Raw genomic sequence first — 20,567 nt, forward strand, 5'->3', positions numbered from 1 at the left:
GTTGCGGGGATCGCTAGAACCCGCCACCGGCTGCCAGGGCCCCTCGACCTTCACCGGGTTCTAGTCGTCGGCCTTCTTCTTCGGCTTCCGACCACTCTTGCGGAGGACGAGCAGGAGCGGCGAGAGCAGCCCGGCCACGACCATGGGCGTGGCCGCGGGCATCTTGACGGCCAGGAACACCAGCGCGCAGACGACGCCGAGCAGCAGCAGCGTGACGGGAATCAGCAGCATGACCGCGTGCCGGGTACGGCGCTCGTCGCCCAGGATGTAGTGCAGCAACTCGGTCCAGCTGGTGCCCTGGCGGAACAACTGCCGGCCGCCGGGCGCGGCATCGCAGTCGTGTCGCCGGGGCTCCCAGGCCAACACACTGGTGTCGAGAACGATCTTGGAATCGGCTGCTTGAGACAGGAGTTCGCGGATCGCCTCGGGCGTGGCCTGCTCAGTCGTGGACTTGTCCTTGCCCTCGCCGCTGCTGATGCGGGTGTTCTCGGTCGCCCGGTGCAGCTTCTTCCATAGGTCCATGACCAGATCGACCTGGGTGGGGGTGAGGCCGCAGGCGCGAACGAAGGCGGCGACCTGGTCGGGGTTGCTGGGCAGGCCGGGGCGTTTGGTGTCGGGCAGGCTGTAGGCGGTGGAGCGCGGCATGCCCGTCTTGATCGCGATCTGCCCGCAGCTCAGGGGTGACGTGTCGAGGATCCGGCCCAGCAGGGCGCGGAACTCGGTGGCGTCGGCCGCTTCGAAGACGAGTTGCTGCTCGCCGGGGATGGTCATGGTCATCGCCGGCCCTCCTGCTCGTGGTGCTGGCGGGCGAGTTCGTCCGCCGCGGTCCGCAGGAAGTTCAGGTTCTTCGCGATCTCGCCGATGCCGCGCGGGATCGCGAGGACGGCGACGAACACGACCATCACGCCCGCGGCGATGCCCGCGGCCGCGATGATCGGGGTGTCGCGCACGTTGAGGTAGATGGTCAGGCCGACGGCCAGCGTGATGATGAAGGCCTCCGGCCAGGTCAGTCTGACCGCGGCCGGGACGGCGCCGCCCGCGGAGGGCGGGCTCACCGCTTTCAACGCCATGTTGTTGTGCCCTTCTGCGAGGAAACGCGCCTGCCCGCCCCGAAAAACAGTGGAGAAAGAGGGGCGGGCGAGGGTGGTGCGTTTCGTGGTTGCGGATTTACGAGCACTCACCGGTCGGGCTTGCTGCGGCTGGAACCACGGCCCTGTCGGCGACATCCCGGGGTGGGACCGGAACGAGAAAAAGCGTCCCGCACGTGCACGCACATGAGAAGACCCCACGATGCAAACGGTGTCTACCGGTCGCCAAGCGGAGTCCCGTAGACATGACGAAGGCCCCGAGCGAAATCTACGCTCGAGGCCTCGCCTGAGTGCGCGGGCTAGTTCCAGCTAGACCGCAAGTCCTTGTGCTCCACCGCAACCACGCAGAAGGGCTTCAGGACCTTCACCGCCCCACTCACGGGCGGAGAAGACACAGCACGGGCACCGGAAGGCGCGGACCGAGACATGCCACGAGACTCCCGCCGGATGACAGCGGTGATCATGATGCCTCCAATCCAGGACCGGTGATGCTCCCTGTTCGCGAGAACCAGAATGACCCCCCGCAAGCCACGGCGGGTCCACTCGTGGACACCAGATACCCGGTTTCCGAACTCACGCAGGTCAGCAGTGTCGCAGAACCGTCCACAGAGATCACGTGGACACCCGTGGGCACGCATCGGTGAACGCCCGACGCCCCTTCCCGCCACCCGTGCCACCCACCACAGGGAAGGCCACCAGCAGATACCCGTGATGCCCTGCCCCTGACGTCTTCACCAAGTCGCGAAGCCCGGCCGCTACGCGTGGCCAGCTGCTCCAGTGGCCTCGACTGGACACCTCGCCCGCGGCGTCAGCAGGGCGGCCTGGCCAGTCAGGTTCCGGTCAACAAACATGCCCGTCAGCAGGAACCGGACCAGCCCTTCCGGGCAAGCAGAGGGTGCGCTTCGAGGCGTGGTCCGGGATGTGGCGTCAAAACGGGTCGGCTGCAGTCACCAATGCGACTCCCCATGCTTCGTCCATAGGGAAGCTGGCGAGGACCGTGCCGGTCTTGAAGTCGATGATCTTGATCGCTGGCCGCACCCGGCCGCCGCAGGTGAACAGGTACTTGTTGTTCGAGCTGATCGCCAGGCAGGTCACCGGATTGGGAGGTGGCGAGAACGCGGTCGTCATCGCATCTCCTCCGGCGGCCGAGTCTATGAAGGTATCCGTGACCGTGTCGAGCACTCTGTAGCCGCGCAAACCTCCTATGTAGAGGTGTCTGTGGTCGGGGGCGAAGGTGAAGGTATTGGCGTGCTCCCCGGTTGTCCCGTAGCGGACGGAGTGGAGGAAGTGCGCATCGGCGTCGAGTACGTTGATCTTGAGGTAGTCGCCGGCGTAGAGCTTTCGACCGTTGGGGTGGACCACGATCGGGTCTCCTCCCACGCCGGTCACGGTGGCTCTGACTTTGTCGGTCCTGGTGTCGATGAGCGACACGGCCTCCGCGGTGCGTGGGCCGCCGGAGACGTAGGCGGTTATCCCATGAGGGTGCATCGCGACGCAGGACGCGGTGTGCGGTACGGCGATGGTCGCGATCACCTGGTTGGTGCGGGTGCTGATGACCGAGACACTGGCGTCCCGGGTGTTGGTCACATAGAGGTGGTGTCCTCGCCGGTTGTACGCCAGACAACCGGGAGTATTGCCGACGGGAATGGTCGCGATCACGCGGTTGGTCCGGACGTCGATGGCGGACACCGAGCGGGCACCGGCGTTGGCGGTGTAGACGCGGCGCTGATCCGGCGTGGCGACCAGGTTGCGTGGCTTCGCACCGACTTTGATCGTCGCGATGATCTTCTTGACTCTGGTGTCTATGACGGTCACCGAATCACCGTCGCCGGTTCCGACGTAGGCGAGATACTCCGCGCTGGCGCCCGTGCTCAGCGCGGCACTGGCTGTCTCTGCCGACGCGACCAGGCTGCCGCCTAGAACGGCGATTAGTCCCAGGATGGCGCCACGCACAATGAGTTGCGGCGCTGATCGAGCCATTGTCCCTCCAATAAAGCGATCTCAGTTACTTTCACGCGATCTTGCCGTGTTCGAAATGCGTGAACGTAAGAGCCGTCTTGACGATTTTGATGACTGGAGGCGAAGTGGGAATGGCGCACCGGCCCATGAGGGTTTTCCAGCCATTTCCACCTCTCGCCTTCAAGTTTCAGAAATCGAGAGACTTCTGAGAAAATCAAGATGAGATGCCATTGTGGCCAGTGATCTTCCTTCAGGGTAATGAGGCGTAACGCCTGGCTGTCTAGAGTCTGGACGCGGAACGCTTGAGGGCAAAAGAGGCCACCCTGTGGCCGCCCTTGTTTCGAAAACGCCACTTAAGCTCAGGGCCGGAAAGGTCATTGACGGCAGTGGCCGGGCCCTGCCTGCCAGCCCAGCTGGACCACTCCGTTTTGACGGACAAGGTCGATGAGATGGTGTCAGACGACCTGATGGTCAGTAGTGCAGTCGGTGGGTATTGTGCCAGCCTTCGGAGTAGACGAAGATCCCGTACATGCGTTCGTCCTGGTCACCGCACAGCTGCGCGACAGCGTCACACAGCTCCCTCTGGCAGATACTCGGCCTCGCGGCGCTGGCAGACGACGCGAGTGCGACCACCTGAGATTCAACGAGAAGGCAGAATTCGATGACGAAGAAAAGTCTTCGGCGCTGTCACGCATAGTGGAGGGCTATCTTCGCGTGCTATGCGGAAACGTGCGGCGATACCTAAATACGGCGAAACCAGCGCAGAGGACCGCGGTAGCCTGGTACCACACCAGCACGTATTCCGACTGGCCTGTGGGGAGCCGGACGAGGCTGCCGTGTGCGGTGGCCCGTTCGAACTGCTCATATCTCGCCTCATCGCGTGGCGGCCGTGTAGTCCTTCAGCACCAGGGCGTTCGCGGCTTCGCGGACCGGGCGAGCCATTTGTTCCAGGACTCGGTTGCGGCCGGGGAGGTACGGCATGAGCTTGATCATCCGGGTGTTGATCCAGGCGAACATCCGCGACCGCGGGATGATCCCGCGCAGCGCCGTCTCCGCCAGGGTCTGGTTCTTCTCGATGTAGGGCCGCATTTCCGCCTCGTACCGCGAGAACGCCACCGAGAAGTCCCCTGGCGCGGCGGCCAGTTCGCCGGCCAGGACGTAGGCGCCGGCAAGGGCGAGGCTCGTGCCTTGACCTGATGCGGGGGACGGGCAGCAGCCCGCATCGCCGACGAGAATGACGCGGCCCGCCGAAAGGTGGTCCAGGTTGATCTGGCACACCGGGTCGAAGTAGAAGTCGTCGGCCTGACGCATCGCGTCGAGCAGTTCCGGGAGCTCCCAGCCCAGGTCGGCGAACTGGGCGGCCACGAAGTCCTTTTGGCTTTCGACGTCCCGATGGTCGTAGGTCAGAGGCGGCGCGCTGAACCAGAACGCGGCCTTCGCGTCGTCGGCGCGGGCGGTGCTGTAGACGTTGACCATCTTGCCGGCCGCCGCCGAGTGCAGCAGCTCCCAGCGGTCCAGTGCGAATGTGTTGGGTACGGTCGAGATCGAGATGTAGGCGTCGAACCGGCGCAGGTAGTCCTCTTCCGGGCCGAACGCCAGCGCGCGGACCCCGGAATGCAGGCCGTCCGCGCCGACGACCAGATCGAACCGGCGCGGCTCGCCGTTGGCGAATGTCACCAGCACCCCGTCGTCCCGTTGGTCGAGGCCGGTGATCCAGTCGCCGAAGATGTATTCAGTGTTGTCGCGAGTGTGCTCATAGAGGATCTTCGCGAGGTCGCCGCGCAGGATCTCGGTGTCGTCGCCGTGACGGAAGCCGAAGGTGTCGGCGTCCAGTGTCGCGACCTCCTTGCCGCACTTGTTCACGAACGACGCTCCCCGCATGTCGGTGCTCTCCGCCTGCACGCGCTCGAGCAGGCCCATCCGGCGGACCACGTCGACGGCGACACCGCGGATGTCGACCTTGTAGCCGCCCCCGCGCAGGCTCGGGGCCCGTTCGACCACGGTCGGGCGGAAGCCGTGGTGGTTCAGCCACCAGGCGAGGGTGGGGCCGGCGACGCTGGCGCCGGAGATGAGGATTTCGCGGTTCGTCGTCATGTCCGGCAGCGTGGACGGCACCGCTGACCGCTCACGAACCGAGCGTGAACCGCCGCTGACCGGACGTCAGGATCGCCTGTTCAGGGGGTGTTTCGTGACCGCGTTCGAAAGCGTCGGAGTACCTGGCGGCACCGATGCGTGCCTGCACTCGTGCAGTGATCGCGTCGACGTCGGAGTCCCCGATGACCGGTGCGCCGCGCAGTCCGACGGCGACGCCGAGCAGGAACGCGGCCCGCTCGTCTTCGCCCCGTTCCGCGAGAACCCCGGCCAGTCCTTCGACCGCCTGGGCCGCGCCCGGCAGGTTCGCGTACTCGAGCGCGATGGCGAGCGCCTCCTGGTACAGCTCCGTCGCCTTGTCGAGGTTCCCCTCGGCGGCCGCCGTCCAGCCGAAGCCGGTGTACAGGTGGATCCGTGTCTCCCCACCGGTCACCGGATCGACGGTCAAGCCGAGCGCAGAGCCGTACCACCGCCGGGCCGCGGCGAGGTCGCCTGAGCGCCGGGCGACCTCGCCCAGCCCGCCGCGGGCCCGCGCGAGCGTCAAGGGCGTTCCTGCGGTGCGTGCCTGCTCGGCGGCGGCTTTGAAGTCGGTCCTGGCTGCTTCGACGTGCCCGGCCCGGAGCGAGCCTTCGGCGCGGCGGCAGAGCAAGTCGGCGGTGTCTTCGACGGCGCCGAGCGCGGTGGCCAGCCGGATCGACTCGTCCATCAGTTCGCGGAACCGCGCGTGGTCGCCGCGCCAATCCGCGAACTCCGCCAGCTTTTCCAGCGCGCTTGCCTGGCCCCAGCGGTCGCCCAGGGCGCGGAACCCGTCCCTTGCCGCCGAAAAGTGGGACTCGGCCTCGGTGATCCGCCCGCGGTACTGCGCGCCGAGGCCGTCGCCGATCCGCGCGAACGCCTGCGACCAGGCATCGGGGCCGATCCGTGTGGCAAGCCGTTCGCCCTCCTTCGCCTTGGTGCGTGGCGAAAACGCCCACAAGAGGAAGAGGTACGGGTGGCGCAGCGGTTCGTCGGACAGCCGCAGGATCGGTTCGATGTCGACGTCCGTGGCCGACGCGTGGATCAGGCAAAGGACGTACTCCTCGGCCAGCCCCGGCGGCGGTTCCGGGCCGATGGCGGCGAGAACGGCGTCCGCGAACGGTGTCGCTTGGCTCCGCAGCCCGCGCAGCCACCAGTACCAGGTCAAGGACGCGATGAGACGCAACGCGGTTTCTGGTGCTTCGGTGACGCTCCAGCGCAGCGCGGCGTGCAGGTCGGCGTGCTCGGTGGTCAGCTCCGCCAACGCCGTTAGCTGGTCAGCGCCGCGTAGTTTCGGCTCGGCGGCGCGTGCGAGGTCGAGGAAGTACTTCGCGTGCGCCGCGCGCCGGTCTTCGTCCTGATCGCCGCAGAACGCGCGAATGGTCTCCAGCATCCGGTACCGGCCACCGTCGAATTCGACGAGTGACTTCTCGACGAGGCCGGCGAGTGCGACGTCGACGTCGGGAACCGCGCAGACCCGCTCGACCGCGTCGAGCCGGGCGCCACCGGCGAACACCGCGAACCGGCCCGCCAGGAGCCGTTCCCCGGGTTCCAGAAGATTCCAGCTCCATTCGACGACGCCGCGCAGGGTCCGGTGCCGCGGCTCGGCGGTCCGTTCGCCGCGCGACAGCAGCCGGAAGCGGTCGTCGAGCCGGTCGGCGACGTCGTCCGCGGACATCGATCGCAAGCGGCCGGCGGCGAGCTCGATCGCCAGCGGCAGGCCGTCGAGAGCGGCGCAGATCCGCGTGACCGCGGCCGGGGCGGGCACGACGCCGGGCGCCACCGCCGCGGCCCGTTCGGCGAACAGTCGCTCCGCCGCCCCGGCGGCCAGCGCGCCGACCGGCACCAGCCTTTCGCCGGTCAAGCCCAGTGCCTCGCGGCTGGTGGCGAGCACGCGCAGGCCCGCGCACTCGCCGAGCAGCCGCCGGACCAACCCCGCGACCTCGGCGACGACGTGTTCGCAGTTGTCGAGGACCAGCAGCAGTGGCCGGTCGGCGAGCCCCACGGCCAGGCGGTCGGCCGGCTCCGGCGCCGCGCCCGGCGCGAGTACGCCCTGTTCGCGCAGCCCTAGGGTGGAGAGCACCGCTCGTGCCACTTCGGTCGTCGTCGCCAACTCGACGAAGCACACTTCGCCTGACATACGTTCCGCGGCTGCGACAGCCAACCGGGTCTTGCCCGCGCCACCTGGTCCGGTGAGTGTGACAAGCCGGGAATCACGCAATGCCTCGGATAGTCGGCCGAGCTCTCCGTCGCGGCCGACCAACCCGGTGAGCGGCACCGGCATCCGCCGGACCCGGGCAGGCGTGGCGCCCCGAAGGGCCGCCATGTGCGCGTCCGCGAGTTCCGCCGCCGGTTCAGCGCCGAGCTCGTCGGCGAGCCGTTTCCGTATCTCGGCGAACACGGCCAATGCCTCGGCGGAACGGCCGCTCCCGTTCAACGCTCGCATGAGCCGGCCTGTGAGCCGCTCACGTAGCGGGTGCTCACGGGTGAGCTCGCGGAGTTCGGCGACGAGCCGTTCGTGGTGACCGAGCGCCAACCTCACCTCGGCGTGATCCTCCACCGCGGCCAGGTACGCCTCGGCCAGCCGGGCCGCGCTCGGCGCGTCCGCGAGCCCATCGAACGCAGGCCCACGCCAGAGAGCCAAAGCCTCAGCGAAGAACTCGTGTGCGACCGCCGGGTCCCGAGTCTGGCGCGCCTGAGCGGTGAGCCGTTCGAACCGGTGGACATCGACGACCTGGGGATCGACAGCCAGCCGGTAACCGGCGGAGGTGAACTCGACCAAACCGTCGGGCGCGCCGCCATCCCGCAACCGCCGCCGAAGCCGCGAAACCTGGGATTGCAACGCCTCAGCGGCGCCCTCGGGTGGGTGATCGCCGTGCAGGCCATCGATCAGCCGCTCGGTGGAGACGACACCCCCGGCGTCGAGAGCCAGGAGCGCGAGCAACCCGCGCAGCTGAGGACCGCCGAGGGCGACCAGGCTCCCGTCAGGACCGCGGGCTTCGACCGGCCCGAGAATGGCGAACTGCACGCCGCCGATTCTGGCCCCGACCGCAAGTTCCGGTGAACCAGCCGCCACACGACGACCTCGGCCCGTCGCCGTGGCGCAGCCAGGTTGCGAACTGCCGGACGATCGAAGATGAGCCACTGCCGTTAGCGCACCGTCACGTGACCTTCAGGTGATGTGTCGCGCGAAGTCGGCGCCATCACCGGACGGCAGCGGTCGTCGAAACGGCGGACACGAGCCCACGTCCTGTCATGGCCGATGAGCCGGTGTTCTCGGTCGTTCACGTCGAACGTTCGTAGGCGAAAACGTGCGCTGTTTCCGCAGTCGGCCTTGCTGACTTGTTACTGAAGCCAGCACGACCTCAGGGGGATGGCGGGAGCGAGTACCAGACGCCGAACCACTGCTCGGCGCCGTACTCCTCGAACCGCTCCACCTCAGTGAACCCCAGCTTCGCCGCGACGCGCATCGAGCGGTCGTTGGCAGCCTGCGTGCAGAGCACCACCGGCTCACCGGGAAGCGCGTCAGCGAACCAACCGAGCGCTGCCGCGCACGCCTCCGCGGCGTACCCGCGTCCCCATGCCTGCGGCAAAAACAGGTAGCCGAGCTCAGTCTCCCCGCCATCCGGACGGACGTGACCCGGGCGCTCCGCATCACGCTGATCGAGCGTGATCATGCCGATCATCGATCCGTCGAGTTCGATGACGAACAGTCCGAAGCGTCGGCCTGGTACCTCAGGTCTCGTGCGTTCGAGCTCGTCACGCGGTTGAGGGCCACCGATGTAGGTGCCCACCTCCGGCGAGGCGAACAGCTCGATGAACGCCGCTCGGTCCCGGGCCTCGGATTCGCGGAGCACCAGCCGCTCGGTCTTGATCGGGGCAGGTGGCCAGGCGATGGATCCGCGCTCAGTCATGGCAGGCAAGCTATCGCACCTACTGGACAGAAGCCTCGGACGACCGGCAGCGGAAGCAGCCTCAGGCCCGACGACGAGTCCGGCTGGCATCTCACAGATAACCCACAACCGTCCTGTCATGCGGCCATGAGGGCTTTCGGGCAGGCGGCTGGACCAGCCCTGCTGAGCAGGTCGATCACGGACGCAGCCGCGGGACTCCGCGTCTGACCGGTTCGATGGGGGGTCAGTTCTGATTGACCGGCCAGGCCGCAGCGGGGTGGCAGTGTGCCGGGCAAGCCAGCACGTAGGTCTCGTTGCCGAGAAAGAGGCCGTACTGGCCGAAGCGGAAGGTGTCGAGCTGTTCGGGTCGGTCGTGATGTTTGGCGAACCCGGTGTCTGCGGGGACTTGGCACACGTAGACGAGGTTGTCGCCGCAGGGGCAGGTGCAGGACTCGCGACCCTGGATCCAGCTCGGCACCCCGCCGATCTTGAACTCGCGGAGACCGATGCCGTGGTCGGTGAACGCCGAGTCGAGATCCTGGCCGTCCGAGAGCACGTCGCCGGGCCACCAGATCGTGACGTGCTCGGCCGCGGGACGGAGGTCCAGCCGTCGTGGTCGCAGGTACTCGTCCGGGTCCGGGGCCGGGCTCGTGTCATCGCGGTGCAGCATGATTCTCCAGAACGCGCCGGGTGCCGTGTACAGCGGTGGTGGCGTGTCCCAGAACCCTGGCGGCAGCTGTTCCGACGCCCCTTGGGCGACGACCGCGTCGTTGTGCGTGGGACAGTGAAAGACCAGGAGATGATCTCCGCCGAACGTGGCGATGTCCTCGGGGATGTCGAATTGGAAGAACAGGATCATTCTCGCACCGCAGAAACACAGTGGCCAAGGCTGCCCGGCGGGGAGAATCGGCCACCCGCCGACGGTGTCGCGTGCGCCCGGCGTGGCCGGGTCGCCGTACGTCTCTACTACGTACATCGGGACGTCGGAATCGCGAGTCAGCGGAGGTTGTGCCGGAGGTGTGCTCACCTTCGATACCTTAGGCCGCCGATCTTCCCTGACCTCCGGGGATCACTCGATCACGAACGCCATCGAAATACGTCGCTCGGGACAAGACGGCACTGGGGGGTCACGATAAGCGTTCGTTCTCGATCGCGGCCCTGTTCGCTGCCAGGCCGGTCCACCCGTCCGTCGGCCCGGATGGCGTCAGCGATCGTTGGCGTCCTTCTCGAGGTGCGTGAGGGTGGCCCTGCCCTCTCCACGTCCCGCATGTCCGGCAACATAGCGGACGGTCGGCATCGAGGGACTGGCCAAGCCACGCGGTCGACGATTCAGCAGGACGCCCCGACGTCTGCTGGGTCGTGCTGGCGCGCGGTGCCAAGGCGGGCATGATTCTCCTCGTCTGGCACCTCGCCAGGCGGGTGGGTGTGGAGGTGCTGGCGTGGCTTTCCAGGCCAGCACCTCTCGGACGCGAGTTGCGGCGCAGTTGCCCATCGCGGTGCTGCGCGCCTGTCAGGTCATTGCGTAGGGATGGCGGGAGACCCCTGCCAGGTCAGGCAGCGGGGCGAGGGAACGGACATCCGCGCGCGGCGCGGTAGCAGGCGAGCGCCGTTTCGCGATCGTGGAAAAACAGGCACGCGCTGCATGGCTCCGCCGCTGGGTTGCACGGCGTAGCCGTGCTCGACGACGTGGTCGTCTGCCGTCCGGACAGGCGGAAGCGTGTTGACGGCGTGGACATGGTGGTAGTTCGGGAAGTCCAGCTCGAAAAACTGGCTGCATGTGTCGCAGGTCTTCACCGAAAGAAGGCTGCCACATGCCCGCCCGGCGGGCTGGCTATCCCGGTCAGGGCTGGCGGAAGACGTTGCCGAAGGCGCCGGCGTTGACGATCATCGCGAGGTCGAGCATCGCGTCGATTCCGGCTTCGTCGCAGCGGCCGACGAGGTCGACGACGGGGGAGTGGGGCTGGTCGAGGACCAGGCCCCAGTCGCTGACGAGGTCGATCGTGATCGCGAGCGAGCACGTCCCGGCTCCACCCCATGCAGGTGTGGAGCCGGCGCACGGCAGCGGCACGTACAGCTCGTTGCTGCCGGTGCTGATGTCGCGCTCGGCGAGCCGCACGACCACCGCTTCCAGCAGCGTATCCGCATCCTGTGGGGTGGCGGGACGGGGCGAGGCGACGGTGGTCGGGAATGGCCGTGACGTAGGATCGCGGTGAGGGCGAAGCGCCAGGCCGTGAGTCCGGCACCGGTGTGAGGAGGGTGCAGGATGTTCGGTTCGAAGAAGAAGCTCAACGATCTGATGGCGCAGCTCAGGCCCGACCTGAGTCGGGAATCGCTCGGCGTCGGGCCCGACTTCCCGGGCGTCGCCCCGAACCCGCTCCTGAGCAGTGATGCACGGAAGCGCAATGCGGAACTGCGTATGGGGGCGCTTGCGCTCGGCGTTCTCGTCGACTGGCGGGAGGTCAACAGCAATCCACGCGTGGTCCTGATGTTCGACGTGGAGACCGCCGGCGGCATCTCGTTCCGCGGTATCGCAGACGAAGACCTCACGATCACCGAGCTCACCCGACTCGCGCCAGGGCAGACGTTGCCCGTGCGCTTCCGGCCGGCCGTCATGGACCACTACGTCGCCCTTGCCCGGGATGCGGACCCCGCCCGCGTGCAGCGGCTCTCTGACGAGATCGCGAGCCGCAAGCGGACCTGACCCAAAGCCATTGGCCGGCTCCTAGGGCGTGTGGTCAACGAACTCGCCCTCGGCCGCGCCGCAGGAGCGCACCGGTCGCCGAAGCAGCTCGTTGGCCGTCACCGGATCTGGGCGATTTCCGTTCGGTCCGGCGACGCGGCAGTGTATCCGGGCGGCGGGCCGAGCGGAACCCGGCAGGGCCGGGTCGCCGCGCGCTGGATGAGCCGGTCGACGTCCTCGCCTTCGGCGCCGTAGTGGTTGCCCAGCCAGTGGACCAGGCAGGCGCGACGATGCCACGGCAAGGCCAGCGGCTCGGCAGGTGCGGTCATGGAGCGATTGTCGTCCGGGCACGATCCCATCGGACGACACCGATGCACACCTGCGTCCGACGCCGTCACCCGCGGGCAGGACCCGGTTCTTCAGCGGTTCATCCACCGCGCGGTCGGGAACACCGTTGCACCAGGTCTTCCTCGCGGCCGCCGAGTTCGACATCATCGCCAGCGATAGCGGCCGGGAGGCACCACCTGTGGTCAACGGGGCCCTTTGACGACAGGTCCGGTTAGGGGCCGTGCACGACCGCACGATGAGATGACGACACGAAAGGCGACGGGTTCATGAGGGATCACTGGCGGCTTCTGCAACCCCTTCGCGTGGCCGCGGGATGGCGGATCGACATCAGCAGCCTCTACGCCGTCGATCCGTCGCCCGAGAGCATGGAATGGTTCCACGGCTCCGTCCTGATCTCCGGCAACGACGATCATTCCCGGCTGAGTTTCGATGCCCGCTGGGAGCCGGAAGGCGACCCCGAGGGCTGCTACACGGTCGACTTCCTGCGCCTTCCCCGTCCTCGAAAGGGAAAGAGGAAGGGAATGACGCGAGAGGGGAATGCAGGGCGGGGGACCGAAGAGGCAGCCGGCGAGGTCGAGTTCATCGGAACCTGGACGACCCGGAACCGCCCTGACCTGGTCGCCGTCCTGGAGTCCTTTATGTTCACCCGGACCCTGCCGGAGAATACCGTTTGCCTCGAACCGGAACCCGCCGTCGCCGGACCTGACGTTGTCTCGCCGGATGTCGCCGCTGTGCCGGAGTCCGTCGCTCCCCGGGGTGAAGCCGTCTGATCCGGCCCTCGGCCGATCCCGCAACTGCCTGACCACCCGGCAGTGTCCGCGCGCAGCACTGCGGAACCACAGCCCCGTCCCCGCCTCGTCCCGACCGTCCACGCCCGGAGCCGCGTACACGGTGAACACCAGACCGGCCTGGGCAGGGGTGGCCCCTGCCGCGATGGCGAAAAGCGGTAGCGCGAGCAGAGTGAACCGGTCGCCGGTCTGGCCGATGAGGCGCGACGTGACCAGCAGTGGCATCGTCGGTCGCGGCAAAAGTCCCCCTGGGCGGTCTTGCATTAGCGGGGTGCGATCGTCGATCCGTGGAACTAAATGATCGAGAACGGTATCGGCCACTGCCTGATCCGGTAAGGGAGCACCAGAAAACGGCCTTCAGAGGCCAGGCCCAGCTGGTACTCCACGAGTTCGAGCGCAGGGGCGCTGAGGTGTTCCAGGTCATCTCGAAGTGGTATGGGGCCAGGTCTTCGGAGACGAGGTTCTCGCCACCGCGATTCTCGACCGTCTCCTGTACCACTGTGAAGTGATCGACATCAAACGGCCTCAGGTACCGGCTGAAGAACCGCCTCCAGGTCATCGAACGGGAGATCGACGTGGCCTGGCAAGCCCCTGGGGAGAACGGCGGCCGAGGTGACCGTTCCCGAAGTTCACCTGCGCCCTGCTGACGCCCTTGAGCTCGCGGAGCCGTTCCAGGTCATCGAAGGCTGGGGTTATCGATTGAGTGCCTCGGGTGGCGTGCGGTGGGTGAGCAGGGCTTGGGCGAGGTCGGTGGTGGTTTGGTCGTGGGCGGCGGCGTGGGCTCGCAGCCGTGCTAGGGCTTGGTCGAGGGGGATGCCGAGTTCCAGGGAGAGAAAGCCGGTGGCCTGGTGGATCTCGGCGCGGTGCAGGATCAGGTGGGCCCGTGGTCCGGTTTCGTCCTCGGGGGCGGTGCCGGTGCTGTTGAGCAGCAGGAACAAGAGCACGCGGCTGAGGCGGCGGAGGTCGCGCTGGCGGGCGGTGGTCAGAGTTGCGGGAGTGCTGTGATAGCCGGTCAGGACGCCGAGGGTGGCGGCGCCGAGCTGGAGCGGGATGGCGATGACGGTGCGGGCGGCGGTGGGGATGGCGGCAGGGAGGAAGGTGGGCCAGCGGGCGGGATCGGCGGTGGGGAGGTCGAGTTCGATCAGGGAGCGGCCGTAACGTGCGGCCTGCAGGGTGGGTCCGTCGCCAAGAGTGAATTGCAGTTCCTCCAGTTCGGGGCCGATGCCGTCGGCCGGATCGCACCACACGAGTTCGGGCAGGCCGTCGTGGAGCGCGCTCACGGTGAGGGCGTCCATGCCGAACCGGTGCGCGGTTCCGGCCGGTACCGCAGGCAGTCCGTGGCCGGCCCGGGCGGCGTGGCCCAGATCGGCCAGCAGGCCCGCCACGCTGTCGCGGGGTGGCGGGATACCACCCTGCGGTGTGTTGGCCACAAGCCTGCCCCCCTTTTTTAGTGTGTCGGGGAGAGTTCGGACGGGATGTCTCCCCGTGCGATGCGGGCGGCGAGTTCGGTGAGCTTCAGCCGTCGATTGCGGGCATGGGCGCGCAGCCGGTGGAAGGCTTCGTCCACGTTGATCTTCAGGTGGGCCGCCAGCACGCCTTTGGCCTGTTCGATCACGATGCGGGCGTTGAGGGCGGTTTGCAGTTGATCGATGATCTCGTCTTTGGTCCGCTGCGTCCGGTGCTGTGAGAGCCAGGATCCGGCGGCGTCGGCCAGGGCTTGCGCGAGGCGCAGGTCTGATTCGGTTGGGGCCGCAGGGGTCACGCTCATCAGGTTGACCGCACCGAGCGTGTGTTTCCCGGCTCGCAGCGGCACGGCGGCGACGTGGGTGATGCCGACACGCAGGGCCCGGGGGGTGAAGCGGGGCCAGCGCTGCGGTCCCAGGCCGGGAGGGTGCAGCGCGATCGGGGGCAGGGCGGTGCCGCTGCGGGTGCTGTCCACGCAGGGGCCTTCGTCCAGTTCGAATTGGTCCTGCTCGAGTTGTCGGCATACCTCGTCGGAGGCGGTGAGGTAGTCCACCTGTCCGGCCTCGTTCGGAATCGTCGCTCCGGCCGCCCGCAGGCCGAGCAGGGTGACCAGGCAGGTCGTGAGGTCGTGCAGGAGGTCCAGAGCGTCGCTGTCATGGCTGCGGGTGGCCAGCTCGAGCACGGCCTCGGCGACCAGTGTCTCGCGGTGGGTGGCGGGCATGATATCTCTCCGGGCATGCGGGGACCGTGCGCGTGGCGGGTGCAGGCCGGGCCACCCACGCTGGAGCGCCGGGTGCGGCTCGGCGGGCGCCGTCGGGTCGGTTCACCGGTCACGGCGGTGGTGTCTGCGGCTGGCTGCCGCCTTCCGTTCAGTGAAGTCTCCTTCCCCACGGGTGTGCCATGCCGATAACGCTGTGTGGGGCGCCGGGTGTGCAGAAAACGCAGTGTCCCGGGGATCCCGGATGGCAGGGCGGCGCCGCGTCCCCGCGGTGGCCGTCCGAGACCTCTCGGCCGGGGTCAGGGGCCGCGGTGCAGGAGAGTCTGGTGTGGGGGGCAGCCGTAGGCGGCGCGGTAGGCAGCGGCGAACCGGCCGAGCTGGAAGAAACCCCACCGGGCGGCGACGGCGGTGACGGTGATGTCGGTCGTGGGGTCGGCGGCCATCAGGTCGGCGTGGGCATGGGCGAGGCGGACTCGGCGCAGGTAGCTCATCGGGGTGGTGTCCAGGTGGCGGCGGAAGGCGGCCTGGACGGTACGGATGCTGACGTGGATGGCCGCGGCGACGTCGGCCACGGCGATGTCCCGGTGGGCGTGCTCATCGATGAACGCGATGGCGCGGCGCAGGGTGTCCGGGTGGGCGTCGTGGCGATCTTCGATCGTGGGATCGGCCAGCGCGGTGTTGGGGAAGGTGTTCAGCACGCTGGCGGCCAGGCACTGGGACGCGGCGGAGACGAGCAGCGGGTGCTCACTCAAGGCAGGATCGGCGCAGACGCCCTCGCTCAGGTAGGCGATGGTGTGCCGCAAATGCCGGGCAGCCGCAGGGGAGACCGGACGGTCGCCGGTCAACCGCACCGGTCCGGGTTTGCGGCCGGGCAGAGCGGCGGCGACCCGGGGCAGCAGCAGCGGGTCGAACATGACGACGTTGTAGCGGGCACGCTGGATGACACCCGCATACGGCCGGTCGTGCGGGGTGTACACGAACACGTCACCGGGTCCGAAAGACCCTTCCGCCCCATCGGGGAAATACCGGCGCACGATCGAGCCGGAATGCACATTGCACAGGCAGACCTTGTTAAGCACATCGGCGTCGTGACTCATGTCGTAGCCGAACTCCAGCAGGTCCACACTCACCGAACCCACGACATTGCGGGACACGTGTGCCCGGGTGCGCTCGACATCACCCCCGATCCGCATCCTCGTATAGGCCTGACTGAGGAATTCCTCAGTCAGCTCCAGATCTTCACTGTCGAAATCCAGCGTCTCCATCGCCATCCCGCCGATCAGCCACCGGCACAGGCGCTTCGGGGGCGGCACATCGCACACCCGCCAGACGACCGAGCGCGATGGAACCGGTGCCGACCCGGATCTGCCGACCGCGTGGCAACCCACCCGCACGCCCACACTCTCCGAGATAAAGGATAGACCCGATTCCCGAGATGCGGCACCGGTCTCGGGCGCACCACGCACGACTTCGAACACGTCGGCGACACCCCCGCCGCAGCGATCGTCACCGAACGCCAGAACAACGGCCCCTATGTCGCCTGCTTTGGATCGAACTCTCGTCTTGGAATCGGCCGTTCGAGGATCGGAGATGGCTCTGTGGTCGACCAGCAGTGGGCAGTTGATCAGCTTCAGGCGTTCGTGGCCAAGATCGAGGAGATGGCGGAGCTCTACCGCACGATCCACACGATCGGTGGTGATCGGCCCGAAGCTGAGGACTTCGAGCGGGAGATCAGCGAGCTGGAGGATGAGCTGTGTCGGCTGGAGCCAGCGGTCCAGATCGTGATGGATGCCGTCGACCCCGAGCTCCGGAACTACCAGCGTTTCGACCCGGACCTACCCGTTCCTTCGGTGGTATCTCCTGGACAGCACGGTGGTTCCCAGCAAGGCGCGCTGCGCTGAGGGCAGTAGGGCTGCATACGGTAGGAGCCGAGGCCGAGCGGAGGATGCAGGAGGACTCGCGTCGACCGCTGTGACCGTGAGCTGAAAGCCGACGCCTCCCGACGGCTGATCAGCTGTACGAGGGCGCGTCGGCGCGCAAGTAGTCCAAGTACAGGTCCAGCGCCGCCTCGAGATGATCCGCGGATCCGGTGGACATCAGGATCGTCACGCCGCCCTGGATCGCGGCGATCAACGCGGCCGAGGCGCGGACCGGGTCGACGTCGCGGCTGATCGACCCCCTCTCGCGCATCTCCTCGATGCCCGCCTGGATCTGCCGTTGCCACTGCTCCAGCAGTTGCCTGGTCACCGCCTGCGCGGCCGGGGTGTGCCTGCCGATCTCGGTGATCAGCACCCCGAGCGGGCAGTGCACCCCCTGCCGCCGGTATCGCTCGACCACGACGTCCCGCCACTGGTGCCATGCCTGCCACGAGGTCAGCTGTCCGAGGTACGGTTGCTGATCCTCGATCACCTGCCCGGCCTCCCATTCGGCCACGGCCATCAGCAGCTGTTCCTTGCCCTCCGGGAAGTAGTGGAAGAGCTGGCTTTTGCCCGTTCCGCTCCGGCGGCCGATGTCGTCGAGGGTCGCCGCGCCCACCCCTCGCTCGCGGATCTCGTCGGCCGCGGCGTCGATGATCCGCTGCCGCGTCGCGGCGCCCTTCTTGGTGAGCATCAGGACCTCCCGAATGTACTTGCCGGTCCATTGTCCCGTGTTCGGCGAGCGGGCGCGATCACGGCGTCAGCAGCAGCTTCCCGGAGGTGTGGCGGGACTCGATGTCCCGGTGCGCTCGCGCGGCGTCGGCGAGGGCGTAGCTGCCGCCGATATGGGGCCTCGAAGAGCTCATTCGTCCGCCGTACCAGCGCCTCCGGCTGAGACGAGCGCGTGGTCGGCAACGGCCTTGTCGGCCACGGGGATCTTGTCCTCGCGGGACACCAGACCGATGACGGTGCCGCCGCGAGCCTTGATCAGCTGGGTCACCAGGAGCCCCACCCCGCCCGCGGCGGAGTGCACCACGGCCGTGTCTCCCGCCTTGACCGCGTAGGTCTCCGTCACGAAATGGTTCGAGGTCAAACCCTGCATCAGGATCGCGGCGGCGGTCTCGTCGTCGATGTCGTCAGGCATCCGCACCACCGCCTCCGCCGGGATGGCGAGCTGCTCGGCGTGGCTGCCCTTGTGGTACCGCCAGGCAACCCGGTCGCCGACCGCGAAACCCTCGACGTCCGGCCCCGGCGCCGTGACGATCCCCATTCCCTCGACGCCGAGCACGGTGGGCACCGACCAGGTGGGCAGCGGCGTCTTGCGGGCAACGGTGTCCATGAAGTTCACTCCGGAGACGCCCAGCCGCACGCTCACCTCACCGGCGCCCGGTACTGGATCGGGGAACTCGGTCCAGGTCATGACCTCGGGGCCGCCGTGTTCGCGAATGTGGATCGCGCGCATCAGGGACTTCTTTCGCCTCGGGACTCGCTGTCCGGCGCCAAGGTAGAGATCGAAAAATGTACTGGCAAGTACAAATCCTCCCCGGCCAGGACTGTACTTGCGGGTACATTTTTCCGTCTGCATTCTCGGCCGAGTCGAGAAAATCCGGCCGAGTGAAGGGAAACCGATGGACGATCTCGCCCGACTGGTGGCGACTGAGGACGTCCGGCGCGTGATGGCCCGCTACGTCTACAGCGCCGATCATCACCGATGGAACGACCTCGCGGCACTGTTCCTGCCCGACGCGCCGTTCACCGCATCCACAGTGGGCGGATCGGTGCAGGCGAAGATGACGGGCCGCGACGAGATCGCGGAGCAGCTCAAAGCGCGCAACCACCCGGATTCCGTTCTGGTGCATCACTTGTTCTCCAGTGAGATCGACTTCGAGTCGGCGGATTCGGCCACCGGAGTCTGGGCCATGGAGGACATCATCACCATCCCGGCAGGCGAACCCGCCGGGATGCACGGCTACGGCCACTACCGGGTGCGCTTCACCCGGCAGGACGGACGCTGGTTCATCGCCGAACTCCGCATCACCAGGCTCCGCCTGGACTGGACCTACTGAAACCCCAAGGAGAAATGACATGACCGACACCCTCGAACCCCTAGTCATCGACGTCGAGCAGGACGTCCTCGACGACCTCCGGTCGCGCCTGAAGGCGACCCGGTTCGCACCCGATCTCGACAACGAAGACGAGGCTTTCGGGCTGAGTACCGCCTATCTCAAACCGATCGTGGAGTACTGGGCCGACGGTTTCGACTGGCGGGCCGTCGAAGCACGGCTGAACAGCTACTCACACCATCGCGTCGACGTCGGCGGCACGCCGGTGCACTTCATCCGCGAGCCGGGCAAAGGTCCCGCGCCGATCCCGTTGCTGCTCATGCACGGCTGGCCGTGGACCTTCTGGGACTGGAGCAAGGTCATCCGCCCGCTGGCCGACCCGGGTGCGTATGGCGGTGACCCCGCAGACGCCTTCGACGTCATCGTCCCCTCGCTGCCCGGATTCGCGTTCTCCACGCCGCTGACCAACGGCAGGGAGAACTTCGTCAGCATGGCGGACCGGTTCCACACCCTGATGACCGACGTGCTGGGTTATGAGCGATTCGGCGTCGGCGCGGCCGACTACGGTGCACTGGTCGGGGCACAGCTCGGCCACAAGTACGCCGACTCGCTCCACGGCATCCACCTCGGCAACGAGATGCTGCTGACGATCTTCCAGGGTGATCGCCACTGGGATCTGACCGGCGGCGCGCCGATCGACCAGCTGCCCGAGGGACAGCGCGCCGACATGGTCAACTTCGTGAACACCTACGTCTCCCATGTCGCGGTGCACATGCTCGACGGGCAGACGATCACGCACGGCCTGAACGATTCCCCGATCGGGATGCTCGCCTGGATCCTCAAGCGGTGGAAGAAATGGAGCGACCAGAACGGGGTGTTCGAGGATTCCTACCCTCTGGACCACATCCTCACCAACGCGACGATCTACTGGGTCAACCAGGCCATCGGCTCGTCGATCCGGGCTTACAAGAACGTCAACCGTCACCCGTGGCAGCCGTCGCACGACCGGACCCCGGCCGTCAAAGCGCCGACCGGCTTCACCTTCCATCTGGGCGACGCCGCTCCTCCGGGAGCCCACGACCGTGAGCAGCGCGTCGCCGCGTTCAAGGAAGCGGCAGGTCACTTCTACGCCGACGTGCGCCAAGTGAACGTCCACGAGAAGGGCGGTCACTTCGGTCCGTGGGAGAACCCGGAGGCGTGGATCGACGACCTGCGTACCACGTTCCGACCGCTGCGCTGAGACCGATGGGCACCCCGTCCGCTTCGGTCCTGGTGCTCTCGCTCGCCCCAAGTACATGAAGGTCCCCTTCCTTGCGCCAGGCGCAAGGAAGGGGACCTTCATGTACTTGGGGAGGCGTGAAGGGATCCTTCACGGACTCCGCCGATGACCAGACCTGTTCCGGCCCGGGCGACACCGGAGGCTCCGAGAGGGAACGCCGGGTCCCGCTGGGTGACGATCTCGGCGGTGTCGGCATCGCCCCCGCCTCCACGCCTTCACGCGGCACGTTCGCCTGAGTGAGCGGGAATGGGAGGCGGCATCACAC

Annotated in this window: 21 protein-coding genes and 1 pseudogene; 7 read left to right on the forward strand and 15 right to left on the reverse strand. The window is 67.5% G+C overall.

The genetic code is table 11. From position 1 onward, the window contains the following. Positions 1 to 60 precede the first annotated feature (60 nt). The 8 genes from H074_RS32560 to H074_RS32595 all read right to left on the reverse strand — a co-directional run bounded on the left by H074_RS32560 (position 61) and on the right by H074_RS32595 (position 11,168). Positions 61 to 777 carry a hypothetical protein gene (locus H074_RS32560; protein ID WP_007034345.1) on the reverse strand — a complete coding sequence of 239 codons (717 nt, stop codon included), beginning with the start codon at positions 775 to 777 and terminating at the stop codon, positions 61 to 63. Continuing rightward, positions 774 to 1,070, reverse strand: a complete 297-nt coding sequence (locus H074_RS32565) for a hypothetical protein (protein WP_007034346.1) — start codon at positions 1,068 to 1,070, stop codon at positions 774 to 776. Before H074_RS32565 ends, H074_RS32560 begins: the two co-directional genes overlap by 4 nt. A 945-nt stretch (positions 1,071 to 2,015) precedes the next feature. Next, positions 2,016 to 3,068: a YVTN family beta-propeller repeat protein gene (locus tag H074_RS38840; protein ID WP_083920531.1), complete on the reverse strand. Its 1,053-nt coding sequence runs from the start codon at positions 3,066 to 3,068 to the stop codon at positions 2,016 to 2,018. An 852-nt stretch (positions 3,069 to 3,920) separates the two neighbouring features. Next, complete coding sequence (locus tag H074_RS32575; RefSeq protein ID WP_039923957.1) at positions 3,921 to 5,141, reverse strand: FAD-dependent monooxygenase; 1,221 nt, start codon at positions 5,139 to 5,141, stop codon at positions 3,921 to 3,923. A gap of 31 nt (positions 5,142 to 5,172) precedes the next feature. After that, positions 5,173 to 8,181, reverse strand: coding sequence for an ATP-binding protein (locus tag H074_RS32580; protein ID WP_039923899.1), 3,009 nt, complete (start codon positions 8,179 to 8,181; stop codon positions 5,173 to 5,175). A 337-nt stretch (positions 8,182 to 8,518) separates the two neighbouring features. Continuing rightward, positions 8,519 to 9,067, reverse strand: a complete 549-nt coding sequence (locus tag H074_RS32585; protein WP_007034351.1) for a GNAT family N-acetyltransferase — start codon at positions 9,065 to 9,067, stop codon at positions 8,519 to 8,521. A gap of 223 nt (positions 9,068 to 9,290) precedes the next feature. Then, positions 9,291 to 10,073 carry a hypothetical protein gene (locus H074_RS32590; RefSeq protein ID WP_039923902.1) on the reverse strand — a complete coding sequence of 261 codons (783 nt, stop codon included), beginning with the start codon at positions 10,071 to 10,073 and terminating at the stop codon, positions 9,291 to 9,293. 813 nt (positions 10,074 to 10,886) lie between these two features. After that, positions 10,887 to 11,168 (reverse strand): hypothetical protein, encoded by a 282-nt coding sequence (locus H074_RS32595; protein WP_007034353.1) that lies wholly within the window; start codon positions 11,166 to 11,168, stop codon positions 10,887 to 10,889. A 141-nt stretch (positions 11,169 to 11,309) separates the two neighbouring features. Between H074_RS32595 and H074_RS32600 the strand changes: the two genes are divergently transcribed. Further along, a complete protein-coding gene (locus tag H074_RS32600; protein WP_007034354.1) occupies positions 11,310 to 11,747 on the forward strand; it encodes a hypothetical protein in 438 nt (145 codons plus the stop codon). Between the two features lie 98 nt (positions 11,748 to 11,845). Here H074_RS32600 and H074_RS32605 read toward each other — a convergent pair whose 3' ends face one another. Beyond that, positions 11,846 to 12,055 carry a hypothetical protein gene (locus H074_RS32605; protein WP_007034355.1) on the reverse strand — a complete coding sequence of 70 codons (210 nt, stop codon included), beginning with the start codon at positions 12,053 to 12,055 and terminating at the stop codon, positions 11,846 to 11,848. 285 nt (positions 12,056 to 12,340) lie between these two features. Between H074_RS32605 and H074_RS32610 the strand changes: the two genes are divergently transcribed. Further along, positions 12,341 to 12,844: a hypothetical protein gene (locus tag H074_RS32610; RefSeq protein ID WP_007034356.1), complete on the forward strand. Its 504-nt coding sequence runs from the start codon at positions 12,341 to 12,343 to the stop codon at positions 12,842 to 12,844. A gap of 454 nt (positions 12,845 to 13,298) precedes the next feature. Beyond that, positions 13,299 to 13,410 (forward strand): annotated as a pseudogene (locus H074_RS42490) (ATP-binding protein); the annotation flags it as partial. A 144-nt stretch (positions 13,411 to 13,554) separates the two neighbouring features. Here H074_RS42490 and H074_RS32615 read toward each other — a convergent pair. The 3 genes from H074_RS32615 to H074_RS32625 all read right to left on the reverse strand — a co-directional run bounded on the left by H074_RS32615 (position 13,555) and on the right by H074_RS32625 (position 16,522). Then, positions 13,555 to 14,292 carry an ANTAR domain-containing protein gene (locus tag H074_RS32615; protein WP_200865838.1) on the reverse strand — a complete coding sequence of 246 codons (738 nt, stop codon included), beginning with the start codon at positions 14,290 to 14,292 and terminating at the stop codon, positions 13,555 to 13,557. 17 nt (positions 14,293 to 14,309) lie between these two features. After that, positions 14,310 to 15,047: a GAF and ANTAR domain-containing protein gene (locus H074_RS32620; RefSeq protein WP_007034358.1), complete on the reverse strand. Its 738-nt coding sequence runs from the start codon at positions 15,045 to 15,047 to the stop codon at positions 14,310 to 14,312. Positions 15,048 to 15,343: 296 nt separating this feature from the next. Continuing rightward, positions 15,344 to 16,522 (reverse strand): AraC family transcriptional regulator, encoded by a 1,179-nt coding sequence (locus H074_RS32625; protein ID WP_235096932.1) that lies wholly within the window; start codon positions 16,520 to 16,522, stop codon positions 15,344 to 15,346. A 120-nt stretch (positions 16,523 to 16,642) separates the two neighbouring features. Between H074_RS32625 and H074_RS32630 the strand changes: the two genes are divergently transcribed. Further along, on the forward strand, positions 16,643 to 16,945 hold the full coding sequence (locus H074_RS32630; protein ID WP_007034360.1) for a hypothetical protein: 303 nt from the start codon (positions 16,643 to 16,645) through the stop codon (positions 16,943 to 16,945). Between the two features lie 109 nt (positions 16,946 to 17,054). Here H074_RS32630 and H074_RS32635 read toward each other — a convergent pair whose 3' ends face one another. From H074_RS32635 to H074_RS32640, 3 genes are read right to left on the reverse strand one after another with little or no spacing between them, the layout of a single operon-like run. Continuing rightward, positions 17,055 to 17,654 carry a TetR/AcrR family transcriptional regulator gene (locus H074_RS32635; RefSeq protein WP_007034361.1) on the reverse strand — a complete coding sequence of 200 codons (600 nt, stop codon included), beginning with the start codon at positions 17,652 to 17,654 and terminating at the stop codon, positions 17,055 to 17,057. Between the two features lie 58 nt (positions 17,655 to 17,712). After that, entirely contained in the window at positions 17,713 to 17,826 is a 114-nt protein-coding gene (locus H074_RS41770; RefSeq protein WP_007034362.1) for a zinc-binding dehydrogenase, read from the reverse strand. Continuing rightward, complete coding sequence (locus H074_RS32640) at positions 17,823 to 18,422, reverse strand: alcohol dehydrogenase catalytic domain-containing protein (protein ID WP_007034363.1); 600 nt, start codon at positions 18,420 to 18,422, stop codon at positions 17,823 to 17,825. Before H074_RS32640 ends, H074_RS41770 begins: the two co-directional genes overlap by 4 nt. A 166-nt stretch (positions 18,423 to 18,588) precedes the next feature. Here H074_RS32640 and H074_RS32645 point away from each other — a divergent pair, with 166 nt between their 5' ends. The 3 genes from H074_RS32645 to H074_RS40810 all read left to right on the forward strand — a co-directional run bounded on the left by H074_RS32645 (position 18,589) and on the right by H074_RS40810 (position 20,538). Continuing rightward, positions 18,589 to 19,026 carry a nuclear transport factor 2 family protein gene (locus H074_RS32645; RefSeq protein ID WP_007034364.1) on the forward strand — a complete coding sequence of 146 codons (438 nt, stop codon included), beginning with the start codon at positions 18,589 to 18,591 and terminating at the stop codon, positions 19,024 to 19,026. A gap of 19 nt (positions 19,027 to 19,045) precedes the next feature. After that, positions 19,046 to 20,263 carry an epoxide hydrolase family protein gene (locus tag H074_RS32650; protein ID WP_007034365.1) on the forward strand — a complete coding sequence of 406 codons (1,218 nt, stop codon included), beginning with the start codon at positions 19,046 to 19,048 and terminating at the stop codon, positions 20,261 to 20,263. Between the two features lie 116 nt (positions 20,264 to 20,379). After that, the gene (locus tag H074_RS40810) at positions 20,380 to 20,538 is read left to right on the forward strand and encodes a hypothetical protein (RefSeq protein WP_161630711.1); all 159 of its coding nucleotides are present in this window, start codon (positions 20,380 to 20,382) and stop codon (positions 20,536 to 20,538) included. Positions 20,539 to 20,567: the final 29 nt, after the last annotated feature.

Source organism: Amycolatopsis decaplanina DSM 44594 (assembly GCF_000342005.1).
In the GTDB taxonomy this organism is placed as follows: Bacteria; Actinomycetota; Actinomycetes; order Mycobacteriales; family Pseudonocardiaceae; genus Amycolatopsis; species Amycolatopsis decaplanina.